The following is a 12,781-nucleotide window of genomic DNA, read 5'->3' on the forward strand; positions in this document are numbered from 1 at the left end:
CTCCAGGGCAGGGGGTGGGATATCGCCGCAGGGTGAGCGGCACGTCACCGACGGTAGGGCAATAATTTCTGCCTGTGCAAGCCGCTGCCGTAATCTGACACTCGAACGAGGCACAACCACAAGGACGTTGGGGAGCGCATGGCGGCGAGGAACCATCCCACGGCGCGACAGGTGCGCCTGGGGGCGGAGCTGCGGAAACTTCGCGAGGCGGCCGGGTTCAAAGCGCGCGAAGTGGCGGCGTTCCTGAACTCGACCTCGGCCCAGATGAGTCAGGTGGAGGCGGGCATCGCGGCGGTCAGCGCCGAACGCATCCGTCGCCTGGCAGCCCACTACGCCTGCACGGACGAGGCGTTGATCGACGCCCTGGCAGCGATGGCCGGCGACCGCACGCGCGGGTGGTGGGACGAGTACCGGGGAGTCCTCCCCCAGGTGAACCTGGATGTCGCGGAGGCGGAGCACCATGCGGCCTACCTGCAAGAGGTCGTCATCACCCACATTCCAGGACTGCTCCAGACCGCCGACTACGCCCGAGCCGTCTTCAGCTACATGCGTCCCGAACTGCCGGAGAGCGAGCTGACCCCTCGGGTGGAACACCGGATGCGACGGCACTCAGTCATCGAGGGAAACGCACCCACCCCGTACCTGACGATCGTCCACGAGTTCGCCTTGCGTGTCCGCGTCGCGGATCGGCGGACGTCGCTCGCTCAACTCCGCTGGATCCTCGACCAGATCGAGCAGGGCCACGCCTCGGTGCGTGTCATCCCCGTCGATCAGGACGGCTTCGGGGGTGCCGACGCGTCGATGATGTACATGGGCGGCCCGCTCGCCCAGTTGGACACCGGGCTCCGTGACACCCCGACCGGCACCCTGTTCATCGACGCGGAGGCCCAACTCAGCCAGCTCCGAACGCTCTTTCGTAAAGTGGAGAAGGCATCGCTGGAACCCACAGCGTCACGGGACTTCATCCACCGTCTGACCAAGGAGCTGTGAGCCGCCCATGAACCAGAACATGCGCTGGCAGAAGTCCACGTTCTCAGGCGGCGGCGAAGGCAACACGTGCATCGAACTCGCAGCGACCTGGCAGAAGTCCACGTTCTCCGACGGCGGCGAAGGAGACACGTGCATCGAACTCGGCGTCTCCCCCACCACCCTCCACCTCCGCGAAAGCGACACCCCGGGCACCGTTCTCACGACCACCCCGTCCACCCTCGCCAACCTCCTGGAAGGCATACGCGGCGGATCCGTGCCTACTCCGCCCGCGGCGCGCCCTTAGGGCGTGGGAGGAACTGGTCCGCGGCCAGCATGAGGATGCCGGTCAGGAGGAGCGCGCTGCCGGTCAGGGTGCCTGCCTGGCGGATCGCGGAGGTGTCCACCAGGAAGCCGAAGACGAGCTGCCAGCACAGGGCGAAGGCCGCCACCAGTTGGCCCGCGCCGTGGAGGCGGAGGCGGTGGACGTGGCGGCGGTTCCAGGGGAGGACCCAGCCGCGCGTGATCGCGGCGATGCCGGACGCGGCGAAGAGTGACGCCAGCAGCAGTATCGCCGCGATCAGGTACAGCTTCATGGCCTCTCCGTCCCCCGTCGTGATGATCAGCCTATCGTTCAATCGCGTACTACGGGACCCGCCCGGTCCAGCAGACCCGTGCGGGCGGCCAGCGCGGCCGCCTCCAGGCGGGAGCCGACGCCGAGTTTCATCAGGACGCGCTGGACGTGCGTACGGGCCGTGGAGGGGGCGATGCCCATGCCCGCGGCGATCAGGCGGGTGTCCTCGCCGTCGGCGACGCGGACCAGGACCTCGACCTCGCGCGGGGTGAGCATCTGCAGCAGCCGCTGGCCCTCGTCGTCCGGCTGGGCCGCGGGGTTGAGCAGCTCGCTGAAGGCGCCTTGGAGCAGTTGGGGGGCCACCGCCGCCTCACCGGCCCGCGCCTTCATGATCGCCCGCTCGACGCCCTCGATGCGCTCGTCGTGCCGTACATAGCCGGAGGCCCCCGCCGCGAAGGCCGCCGCGATGCCCCGCGGGCTCGGCACCGGGCCGAGGACCAGGACCGCCACCTGCGGACGCTCCCGCTTGATGCGGACCACCGGGTCGAACATGCCCGGCTCGGCCGGGGTCGCCGTACCCAGCAGGCACACCTCGGGTGCCCGGGTGATCACCAGCTCCGCCGCGCCCGCGGCCGGCGCCGCCGCGGCGAGCACCCGGTGTCCTCGCAGCTTCAGCGCCGAGGCCAGCGCCTCGGCCAGCAGGCGGTGGTCGTCGACCACCATCAGCCGCACTCCCATCGAGCCAACCCCCCAGTCCCCCCACGGAACACGACATGCATGGCACACGGACAAGGGGTGCCCCCCGGCACCCCGTCCTTCATGCCCCCGGAAGCTACACGCTTGTTCGACGTTGCGCTCCCCCTACCCATGAGAAGTGCCCCGGATCGCCGAAATTCCTCGTATTCGAGGGTGATGAGCGGTACGTGCACGGCCCCGCCCCTGAGCAGGGACGGGGCCGAAAGCCACAGAACTAGTACTACTAGATGATCAGTTGGTCCTGCCGAACGCCAGCGCCAGGTACTCCGGGTCGCTGGGCGTGGAGACATCGGCGTACACATCGGACATGAACAGCCGGCCGTCGGCGTAGATGAACTCGGAGTACTCCGGCAGCATGCCGGTCTCCGCGTCCACCGACTCCTTCGCGTCCGAGTTCTGGAGCAGCACGGTCTCCTTGAAGGAGCCGCCGTCGATGCTGACGACCTGTCCGCCCTTGTCGTACGGCGGCCGCTTGTAGGCGATCAGGCTGTTGCCGTCCATCCGCAGCGGGTAGATCGTGTAGCCGTCGCCCGCGTCGGCGCGCTGGCCGGTCTGCTTGCCGGTGGCCAGGTCGAACGCGACGATCTCGTTCGTCCGGCTGTACTCGGCGGTGCCGTCGTGCTCCTCGGTCGGGATGTAGATCCGGTCGTTGCCGACGGCCAGGCCCGAGCACTGCTCGATCCGCGTGATGCCCTCGCAGTCGGCCGCGAAGTCGTCGCCCGGCGCGGAGATACGGGTGCGCAGCTCGCCCGTCTTGTTGTCGATGGAGAAGAAGTCGGAGATCCCGCTGCCGTCACCGGCGCTGTCGCCGACGTCGGCCGCCACGACCAGCGGCTCGGTCGAGACGATGGACGCGTACTCGATGCCCTGGGTCATCTTGTACTCGGAGATCACCTTGCCGGAGACCGGGTCGATGGTCTGGACGTGGAGCTGGGGGTCGTCGTAGCCGCCGCACTTGCGCAGCGCCACGAGCTTGGGGCCGCCGCCGTACCCGGCGTCGTAGCAGGTGTCGCTCGTCTTCGGCGCCCAGAGCTGCTTGCCGCTGGCGATGTCGAAGGCGGCGCCGCCGTCCGTGCCGCCCACGGCGACGGTGTTCGCGCTGACGGTCACGTTGTCGAAGTCGATCTGGTAGTCGCCGGACGTCACCGACTTCTTCCAGAGCTGCTTGCCCGCGACCAGGTCGATCGCGGCGACCTGGTCGCAGCGGGCGGTGTCCTCCTTGCTCGCCTGGAACACGATCGCCGTGCGGTGGTCCTCGGTGGCGAACCGGCTGGCCTCGCACACCGGCCCCGGCAGCGGCACCGACCACAGCTTGGTGCCCTTGTCGAGGTCGTAGCCCGAGACCTCGCTCGCCCCGGTCTTCACATACGCCTTGTCCGTCAGCCAGGAGCCCCGGACGCTGATGTTGTCGTCCTTCTTGACCGGGGGCATCGGCACCTTGAAGAGCATCGTGGCCGCCGGGTCGCCGGGCGCCTTCTCCCCGCCGCCGGACGTGCCGCCGGAGCCGCCCTTGTCGTCGCCCTTGCCGCCCTTGGTGCCGCCGCTGCTCGCCGTGTCCTTCTTGCCGCCGCCACCGTCACCGGAGTTGGCGTACCAGATGCCACTGCCGACGATCAGCGCGATCGCCACGACCGCCGAGACGATGATCGCGACCTGCGCGTTGATCTTCTTCCCGCCGCCCGCGCCGGGGACCGGCTGGGCGGGCATGGGCAGGGTGGGCCCGCCCGGGTAGCCGTAGCCGGGGGCCGTGGCGGGCTGCTGGCCCGGGTAGCCGTAACCCTGCTGGCCGTAGCCCTGCTGACCGTAGGGGGACGGCGGCTGCGGGGACTGCGCGTACGGCGAGGGCGCGGGCGCCTGGCCCGGGTAGCCGTAGCCGGGCGCGGTCGGCGGCTGGGGCGGCTGCGGGCCGCCCGCCTGCGGATAGCCGTACGCCGGGGCCGGCGGGGTGGGCGGCGCGCCGGGCGGCACCTGGCCCGGGTAGCCGTACGCCGGCTGCGGCGGGGTGGGCGGGGCCTGCGGCGGCTGGGCGGGCGGGGCCGCGTTCTGGTGCGGCATCGGGCCGCCGCCCTCGGGGGTCTTGCTGAGCTGCGGGCCCGCGGGCGGGGCGGCCGGCGGCGCGAACGCCGGGGCGGACGGCTGTCCCGGCGGCGGCGTCTGCGGCGGGCCGAAGCCGCCCGCGGCGGCGGGCGCCTCGGGCGCGGCCTGCGGCGGGGTGTCCTGGGGCGCGTCGTCCGCGGCCCCCGTCCGCGCCGCGTCGTCCTGCGGTACGGCGTCCCGCGGCGGCGTGTCCTGCGGCTCGGGCGGGCCGAAGGCACCCGGCTGCGGGGCCCCTTGCTGCGGAGCGCCCTGCTGCGGGGGCTGGTCCTGGGGCGGCTGGTTCGGGGGCGGCTGCGTCATGGTGTGGGTACCTCGGGAAAGCTCAGACGTGCGGCGGGCTGGCGGACGGGGCGGAAACGGCGGCGGCGGGTCGGCGCACCAGGCCCCCTACTTGCCGTAGGCGAGCATCAGCTTCTCCTTGTCCTCGTCCCGGCCCGTCAGTCGTGTGGTCGAGATGTAGAAGCGCCCGTCGGCCCAGGCGATGTCGCGCGAGGAGAAGCCGCGCTCGATCTCGGTGGTGCCCTCGGGCAGTTGCAGCAGCTTCACCGGCTGGTGCGCGGACCCGGTCGTCGGGATCGACACGACCTGTCCGGGCTTGCTGTAGGACGCCTCCATGTAGGCGACGAGCTTGCCGCCCTCGACGGACACCGGCAGCATCGACGCGTCCCCCGGGGACTTCGCCCGCCACTTCTCCTTGCCGTTGGAGAGGTCGATCGCGACGATCTCGTTGGGGCCGGTGGTGGCGGAGGTCGGCAGGTACAGGGTGTTCGCGTCGGCGACCGCGCCCAGGCAGCCCTGGAGGTCGCGCTGGAGCAGGCCCCAGCCGCACTCGGGCGCGAAGTCCTCGTCGAAGGCGACCTGGGAGCGGAAGCCGCCGGTCGGCTTGAACGTGGCGATGTTCCAGGTGTTCTTGTCGCGGTTGGTGCTGTAGACGACCAGCGGGTCGACGGAGTAGGTCCGGGCGACCGTCCACCCCTTGTCGAACTTCTGGGTCCACTTGACCTTGCCGGTCGTCGGGTCCAGCTCCTGGAGTTCGTCGTGCTCGTCGGGCTTGGTCGCCGCGCACGAGGACACCGCGATCAGCCGGGCGCCGCCCGCGAACGCGCTCGGGAAGCAGGCGTCGCCGTACTTCTTCTTGTCGAACAGCTTCTTGCCGGTGCGCACGTCGTACGCGGTGCCGGACATCGAGCGGCCCACCATCAGGGTGTTGCCGGTGATCGACATGCCGATGCTGCTCGTGCTGTCGAACAGCGCGCCGTCGGCGACCTCGGCGGTCCAGCCCTTGGCGCCGGTGTTCAGGTCGATCTGCTGGAGCTGGTTGCAGTCGGCGCGCGAGGTGGTGCCGCTCATGTACGCGACGACGACCTTGTCGTCGGCCGTCTTCTGCGGGGTGACCGCGCAGATCTGCTGCGGGAACGTGATGGTGTCCCAGGCGGGACGGCCGTCGCCGACGGTGTAGCCGACGAGGTCCTTGTACGCCGCCTTCACCGCCGTCGTGGACGTGATCCACATGCCGGGGGCGTCCGCGCCGGAGCCGGGGGCGTCCGGGGCCTCCTTGTACCAGAGGACCTTCGCCTCGCCGGGCTTGCGGCCCTCGTTGAAGTCCTCGGACTCCTCGGCGCCGTCGCCGCTGCCGTCACCGGGGTTGACCGGGGACTCGCTCGCGGTGGCCTTGCCGTCGTCGCTCGGTCCCGCGACCGGCTTCTTCTTGCCGCCCTCGTCGTCGCCGCCCATGTTCACGGCGACCACGGTGCCGCCGATCACCAGCAGGGCGGCCACGGCCGCGCCCGCGATCAGGGCGGGGCGCCCCTTGAAGGGGTTGCGCGAACCGCCGCCGCCCGGCGGGACACCGGGTGCGCCGGGGAACTGCGGCGGCTGCGGGTAGCCGTATCCCGGCTGCTGCGGGGCGTAGGGGCCGGGCTGCTGGGCGCCGTACGGGCCGGGCTGGCCGTAGGGTCCGGGCTGCTGCGCGTAGGGGCCGCTCGGCTGACCGTACGGGCCGGGCTGCGGCGGCTGTTGCGGGGAGCCGTACCCCGGCTGGGCCGGGGGCTGGGGCGCGCCGAAACCGCCCTGCGGCGGGGTCGGCGGTGCCGGCGGTGGCACGGCGGACGGGGGCTGCGGCGGCTGGGCCGGGACCTGCGGCGGCTGGTTCTCCGGCGGGCCGAACCCGCCCTGCGGCGGCTGATTGGGCGGCTGAGCCATCAGCGTGCTCCCCCTTGTCACTGATTTTTAGCCAGCCCTTTGTATCACCCACCTACGACAGCCCAGCGGCCCTGTCCGCCCCTGTTCCCAAGGGCGGACCGGCCCGTGACGCCCTCGTTATGCGCCTTCACGCACCCTTCACGCGGCGCACGCGCCCCCGACGCACGCCCCTGAGTGCGGTCGGTCGGAGGGCGAGCGTGCCGCGCCGCGGACTACGCGTCCTCCGCCAGTTCCAGCCAGCGCATCTCCAGCTCCTCGCGCTCCCCCGCCAACGTCCGCAGCTCGGCGTCGAGTTCGGCGACCTTCGCGAAGTCGGTGGCGTGGTCGGCGATCTGGGCGTGCAGGGTGGACTCGCGTCCGGAGAGCTTGTCCAACTGCCGCTCGATCTTCTGGAGCTCCTTCTTGGCGGCGCGCTGGTCGGCCGCGCTCTTCTCGGTGGTGGCCGGCTTCGGCGCGGCGGCGGGGGCCGAGGCGGCGGCGGCCTCCTCCATCCGGGCCCGGCGCTCCAGGTACTCGTCGATGCCGCGCGGGAGCATCCGCAGGGTGGCGTCGCCGAGGAGGGCGAAGACGCGGTCGGTGGTGCGCTCGACGAAGAACCGGTCGTGGGAGATGACGATCATCGAGCCGGGCCACCCGTCGAGGACGTCCTCCAACTGGGTGAGGGTCTCGATGTCGAGGTCGTTGGTGGGCTCGTCGAGGAAGAGGACGTTGGGCTCGTCCATGAGCAGGCGCAGCAGTTGGAGGCGGCGGCGCTCACCGCCGGAGAGGTCGCCGACCGGCGTCCACTGCTTCTCCTTGTTGAAGCCGAACGTCTCGCAGAGCTGACCGGCGGTCATCTCCCGGCCCTTGCCGAGGTCGACGCGCTCACGCACCCGCTGGACGGCCTCCAGGACCCGCAGGTTCGGGTCGAGTTCGCCGACCTCCTGGGAGAGGTAGGCGAGCTTCACGGTCTTGCCGACGACGATCCGGCCGGCCGCGGGCTGCGCCTCGCCCTCGGTGCGGGCGGCCTCGGCCAGGGCACGCAGCAGGGAGGTCTTGCCGGCGCCGTTGACCCCGACCAGGCCGATGCGGTCGCCGGGGCCGAGGTGCCAGGTGATGTGCTTGAGCAGCACCTTCGGACCGGCCTGGACGGACACGTCCTCCAGGTCGAAGACGGTCCTGCCGAGCCGTGAGGAGGCGAACTTCATCAGCTCGCTGGTGTCGCGGGGCGGCGGCACGTCCTTGATCAGCTCGTTGGCGGCCTCGACGCGGAAGCGGGGCTTCGAGGTGCGCGCGGGGGCGCCGCGGCGCAGCCAGGCCAGCTCCTTGCGGACCAGGTTCTGCCGCTTGGTCTCCTCGGTCGCGGCGATCCGCTCACGCTCGGCGCGGGCGAAGACGTAGTCGGAGTAGCCGCCCTCGTACTCGTGGACGGCGCCGCGCTGGACGTCCCACATACGGGTGCAGACCTGGTCCAGGAACCAGCGGTCGTGGGTGACGCAGACCAGCGCGGAGCGCCGGGCCCGCAGATGGGCGGCGAGCCAGGCGATGCCCTCGACGTCGAGGTGGTTGGTCGGCTCGTCGAGGACGATCAGGTCCTGCTCGTCGATCAGCAGCTTGGCGAGCGCGATACGACGGCGCTCGCCACCGGAGAGCGGTCCGATGACCGTGTCCAGCCCCTGCGGGAAGCCGGGCAGGTCGAGCCCGCCGAAGAGCCCGGTGAGCACGTCCCGGATCTTGGCGTTGCCGGCCCACTCGTGGTCGGCCATGTCCCGGATGACCTCGTGCCGCACAGTGGCGGCGGGGTCCAGGGAGTCGTGCTGGGTGAGCACGCCCATCCGCAGCCCACCGGAGTGCGTGACCCGCCCGGTGTCGGCCTCCTCCAGCTTGGCCAGCATCCGGATCAGCGTGGTCTTCCCGTCACCGTTCCGCCCGACGACCCCGATCCGGTCCCCTTCGGACACACCGAGCGAGACACCGTCGAGCAGGGCACGGGTGCCGTACACCTTGCTGACGTTCTCGACATTGACCAGATTGACGGCCATTTCTCTCCTGCCCGGGGGGATCGATCGACCCTCCAGGGTAGTCGCGCGGACGACCGTCCGGTCGGGGCGTCCACGGGGGGCGCCTTCCGGGGGACCGGCCCGACCTGTGGCGGTCACGGGCGCCGGGCCGGCGGTCCGGTCGCGACGACGACGGCCGAAGCGGCGCCGTCCGGTCGGGGGCCGCACGGGTGCCCGTCTCCGGCGCCGCCCGTGCATGGGCGGCCTGTCGGCCCGTACGCCGTCGGCCACGACGGGCGCCACGTGGGGCGCGCGGGTGGAAGGCGTACGTGCGGGACGCGGACGGGGTGAATCGGCGCGCGTGCCGACGGTGCCGCGCGGCGGTCGGCGGCCGGGTCCGGGGACCGTACGGACGCGGTGGGGGCTGGGCGGATACATGGCACGAGCGGGGCGACGCGGCGCGCGTGCCGCCGATACCACGTGGCGGCCACCGACTGGGCCCGGGGACCGCACGAACGCGGGTGGGGGCGCGTTGTACGGCGCGGGCGGGGTGAATCGGCGCGCGCAAGCGATACCGCGCGACGATCGACGACTGGGCCCAGGTGACCGGCCCAAACCGTCCGGCCCCTCCGCGAGTGCCGCGCGGCGGCCGCCGACAAGACCCGGAAATCGGCCCTCGCGCGCGAGCACCGCCCACTGGATACCGGGCCGGATGCGGCGGCCCGCGTGTTCCCTGGCGCACAGGCACCGACCCGGGCGGCCCGGTCGCCGCGACCACGGCGGCGGAAGCGGTGCCGCGCGGGTGTCCGTCTCCGGCGCCGTCCGCTTCGCGGGGCGCGCGGCGGGACGGGGCGGCCCGGCCCCGTCAGGTGATGATCGTCGCGCCCGGGGCCGGGGCCGGGGCCAGGCGGACCGTGCGGCAGGTGGCCGAGGTGCGCAGGGCGTCGGCGATCTTCTCGGCGGAGGCCGCGTCGCGGGCCAGGTAGGCCGTCGTGGGGCCCGAGCCCGAGACCAGGGTGGCGAGGGCGCCGGCCGCGCGGCCCGCGGCGAGGGTGGCGGCGAGGTCGGGGAAGAGGGACAGCGCGGCGGGCTGGAGGTCGTTGGAGAGGTGGGCCGCGAGCGCGTCCGGGTCGCCCTTGGCCAGGGCGTCGAGGAGTTCGGGGGACGCCACCGGCTCGGGGATGTCGAGGCCCTCGCCGAGCCGGTCGAACTCGCGGAACACGGCCGGGGTCGACAGCCCCCGCACGGCCATCGCGAACACCCAGTGGAAGGTGCCGCCGACCTCCAGCGCGGTGAGCTTCTCGCCGCGCCCGGTGCCGAGCGCGGCCCCGCCGACCAGGCTGAACGGCACGTCACTGCCCAACTCGGCGCAGATGTCGAGGAGTTCCTCGCGGGACGCGCCCGTGCCCCACAGCGCGTCGCAGGCCAGCAGCGCACCCGCGCCGTCCGCGCTGCCGCCCGCCATCCCGCCGGCGACGGGGATGTCCTTGGCGATGTGCAGATGCACGTCGGGGCTGCGGCCGTACCGCTCGGCGAGCGTGATCGCGGCCCGCGCGGCGAGGTTCGTCCGGTCCAGGGGGACCTGGTCCGCGTCCGGCCCTGCGCAGGTGACCGTCAGCGCGTCGGCCGGGGTCGCGGTGACCTCGTCGTACAGGCCGACCGCGAGGAAGACGTTCGCCAGGTCGTGGAAGCCGTCCGGGCGCGCGGCACCCACCGCGAGCTGGACGTTGACCTTGGCCGGCACCCGGACGGTGACGCTCACTCGGACCCCTTGCTCTCGGCGATGCGGGCGAACTCCTCGACGGTGAGCGACTCCCCGCGCGCCTGCGGGGAGACCCCGGCGGCGACCAGGGCCGCCTCGGCCGCGGGCGCCGACCCGGCCCAGCCCGCGAGGGCGGCCCGCAGGGTCTTGCGGCGCTGGGCGAAGGCCGCGTCGATCACGGCGAACACCTCCCGCTGCGAGGCGCTGGTCTTCACCGGCTCGCTCCGGCGGACCAGCGAGACGAGCCCGCTGTCGACGTTCGGCGCGGGCCAGAAGACATTGCGGCCGATCGCCCCGGCCCGCTTGACCTCGGCGTACCAGTTGGCCTTCACGGACGGCACGCCGTACACCTTCGAGCCGGGCGCGGCGGCGAGCCGGTCGGCGACCTCCGACTGGACCATCACGAGGGTGCGGTCGATGCTCGGGAAGGTCGCGAGCATGTGCAGCAGGACCGGCACGGCCACGTTGTACGGCAGGTTCGCCACCAGCGCGGTGGGCGCGGGCCCGGGCAGCTCGGTGACGTGCATCGCGTCGGAGTGCACCAGCGCGAACCGCTCGGCGCGCTCCGGCATGCGCGCCTGGATGGTCGCGGGCAGCGCGGCGGCCAGTGTGTCGTCGATCTCGACGGCGGTGACCCGGTCGGCGGCCTCCAGCAGGGCCAGGGTGAGGGAGCCGAGCCCCGGCCCGACCTCCACGACCACGTCGTCCGGCCGCACCCCGGCGGTGCGGACGATACGGCGGACCGTGTTGGCGTCGATCACGAAGTTCTGGCCGCGCTGCTTGGTGGGCCGTACGCCGAGGACCGCCGCGAGTTCACGGACGTCGGCGGGGCTCAGGAGGGCGTCGGGGGTGGGGCTGCTCACGGGACAAGGGTACGGGGCGGTCGAGCCCGGCCTAGCCCTGCAAGCGTGCCCCGCAGTGCGGCCACGGGCTCGCGCCCCTGCGGACGTACAGCTTCTTCGCCCTGAACGTCTGTTCGGCCGCCGGTGCGTCCTGCGGGCGGCCCCTGCCGCCGAGGCTCTGCCAGGTGCGGGTGTCGAACTGGTAGAGCCCGCCGTACGTGCCCGAGGGGTCGACCGCGCCCGGCCGGCCGCCGGACTCGCAGGCGGCCAGGGCCTGCCAGTCGAGCCCGTCGGCGCCCCGCACGGAGGTGGGCAGCGGCTTGGTGCCGACCTTGACGAGCTGCGCGCGGGGCTCGCGGACGATCTCGGTCCGGATCCGCTTCGGCCGCTGCTTCACGCCGTTGACCGTGCGCACGGAGTAGGTGATCCGCCGCAGCCCGGCGCGGCCCGGCCGCTCCACCACCTCGGTGCCCTGGAACAGGGTGGGGTCGTCGGTGCGCCGCACGGCGTACGCGATCGCCTCGTCGTGCACCTCCTTGCCGCCGGTGATCCGCAGCACGGTGACGGTCTGCCCGTCGCGCGGGAAGCTGCCCGCCGGGACGGAGGTGGCGTCCTGGCCGCGCAGGGTGATCCCGGCCTCCTCGACCGCCTCGCCCACGGTCGCCGCGTTGGTGCGGATGGTGCGGGCCCGGCCGTCGGCCATGACGGTGACCGAACGCTCGGTGCGCACGTCGAGCGTGAGCCCGGCGCGCCCGATCCGCTGGGAGCGCGCGAGCGAGAGGTACGCGCCCTCCGCACGCACCCCGAGCTGCCGCAGCGCGCCCTCCACCGTGCGGGCGGTCGTCCACACCTCGCGCCGCTGCCCGTCCAGGGTGAGCCGTACAGGGCGCCCGTAGTGGACGGCGATCTCGTCGCCGTCGGTGAGGGCCGTACCGGGGGCGGGCGCGACCACGTCGTGCGCCCCGACCCGTACGCCCTCCTCGGCGAGCAGTTCGGTGACGTCGTCGGCGAAGGTGTGCAGGGTGCGGGGCGTGCCGTCGACGGTCAGCTCGACCGCCTTGTCCTCGGCGACGAACGCGGTGGTGCCGCCGGCCAGGAAGGCGACGACGAGCGCCTGCGGCAGCAGCCGGCGCAGGGCCGACTCGGGGCGCTCGGCGTCCCGCCGACGGCGGCGCGCGGCCCGGCCCCCGGCCCCCGGGGCGTGCCCGACCCCGACCAGGGTGGGCGCCTCGGAGTCGGGCACGGTCCGCTGCGGCGGCAGGGGGTCGGTGAGCTGGAGCGTCGGGGGCGGCTCGGCCGCCTCGTAGGCGGGGCGGTAGGTGTCCTCGTAGCCGTACGGGCCGCCGGCACGATGGGCCTCGTCGTAGGCCCCCGGCGCCGCGTACACGCCGTACGCGAGCGTCTCAGCTTCGTGCAGGCCGACGTACGGCTCGGGATCGGGGGGCTGCGCGTACCGCGCATCCGGCAGGTACTGGGAGTTGCTCACGCCGACACGCTCCAGGGGTCCTGGGAGTCCGGAGAGTCCCGACCGGGGGTCCGGATCGGGGCCCCCAGAACCTAGCGGAGCGATCGTCACTCTCCAAAGCGACGCGGCTACTCAGGG

The 12,781-nt window shown here is 73.0% G+C and carries 10 protein-coding genes; 2 read left to right on the forward strand and 8 right to left on the reverse strand.

Annotation, left to right across the window (positions count from 1 at the left end; translation table 11 throughout):
• Positions 1–138 precede the first annotated feature (138 nt).
• Both AFM16_RS16450 and AFM16_RS16455 read left to right on the forward strand, forming a co-directional pair.
• Positions 139–990: a helix-turn-helix domain-containing protein gene (locus tag AFM16_RS16450; protein WP_078633749.1), complete on the forward strand. Its 852-nt coding sequence runs from the start codon at positions 139–141 to the stop codon at positions 988–990.
• A 7-nt stretch (positions 991–997) separates the two neighbouring features.
• Positions 998–1,273, forward strand: coding sequence for a DUF397 domain-containing protein (locus AFM16_RS16455; protein WP_078633750.1), 276 nt, complete (start codon positions 998–1,000; stop codon positions 1,271–1,273).
• On the opposite strand, the gene AFM16_RS16460 is transcribed toward AFM16_RS16455, so the two are convergent.
• From AFM16_RS16460 to AFM16_RS16495, 8 genes are all read right to left on the reverse strand, one after another.
• Entirely contained in the window at positions 1,248–1,562 is a 315-nt protein-coding gene (locus tag AFM16_RS16460; protein WP_078633751.1) for a hypothetical protein, read from the reverse strand. The two genes, AFM16_RS16455 and AFM16_RS16460, sit on opposite strands and share 26 nt — an antisense overlap.
• 38 nt (positions 1,563–1,600) lie before the next feature.
• Positions 1,601–2,278 (reverse strand): helix-turn-helix transcriptional regulator, encoded by a 678-nt coding sequence (locus AFM16_RS16465; protein WP_078633752.1) that lies wholly within the window; start codon positions 2,276–2,278, stop codon positions 1,601–1,603.
• A 249-nt stretch (positions 2,279–2,527) separates the two neighbouring features.
• The gene (locus AFM16_RS16470) at positions 2,528–4,693 is read right to left on the reverse strand and encodes an outer membrane protein assembly factor BamB family protein (RefSeq protein ID WP_078633753.1); all 2,166 of its coding nucleotides are present in this window, start codon (positions 4,691–4,693) and stop codon (positions 2,528–2,530) included.
• A gap of 87 nt (positions 4,694–4,780) precedes the next feature.
• Entirely contained in the window at positions 4,781–6,595 is a 1,815-nt protein-coding gene (locus tag AFM16_RS16475; RefSeq protein WP_078633754.1) for an outer membrane protein assembly factor BamB family protein, read from the reverse strand.
• Positions 6,596–6,807: 212 nt separating this feature from the next.
• Positions 6,808–8,616 carry an ABC-F family ATP-binding cassette domain-containing protein gene (locus AFM16_RS16480; RefSeq protein WP_078633755.1) on the reverse strand — a complete coding sequence of 603 codons (1,809 nt, stop codon included), beginning with the start codon at positions 8,614–8,616 and terminating at the stop codon, positions 6,808–6,810.
• An 823-nt stretch (positions 8,617–9,439) separates the two neighbouring features.
• On the reverse strand, positions 9,440–10,336 hold the full coding sequence (locus tag AFM16_RS16485; RefSeq protein WP_078633756.1) for a 4-(cytidine 5'-diphospho)-2-C-methyl-D-erythritol kinase: 897 nt from the start codon (positions 10,334–10,336) through the stop codon (positions 9,440–9,442).
• Positions 10,333–11,199 (reverse strand): 16S rRNA (adenine(1518)-N(6)/adenine(1519)-N(6))-dimethyltransferase RsmA, encoded by an 867-nt coding sequence (gene rsmA / locus AFM16_RS16490; protein ID WP_078633757.1) that lies wholly within the window; start codon positions 11,197–11,199, stop codon positions 10,333–10,335. The genes AFM16_RS16485 and rsmA overlap by 4 nt, the downstream gene beginning before the upstream one ends.
• Before the next feature lie 31 nt (positions 11,200–11,230).
• Positions 11,231–12,664 (reverse strand): resuscitation-promoting factor, encoded by a 1,434-nt coding sequence (locus tag AFM16_RS16495; protein WP_030792494.1) that lies wholly within the window; start codon positions 12,662–12,664, stop codon positions 11,231–11,233.
• Positions 12,665–12,781 lie beyond the last annotated feature (117 nt).

The sequence above is a fragment of the Streptomyces antibioticus genome (assembly GCF_002019855.1).
In the GTDB taxonomy this organism is placed as follows: Bacteria; Actinomycetota; Actinomycetes; order Streptomycetales; family Streptomycetaceae; genus Streptomyces; species Streptomyces antibioticus_B.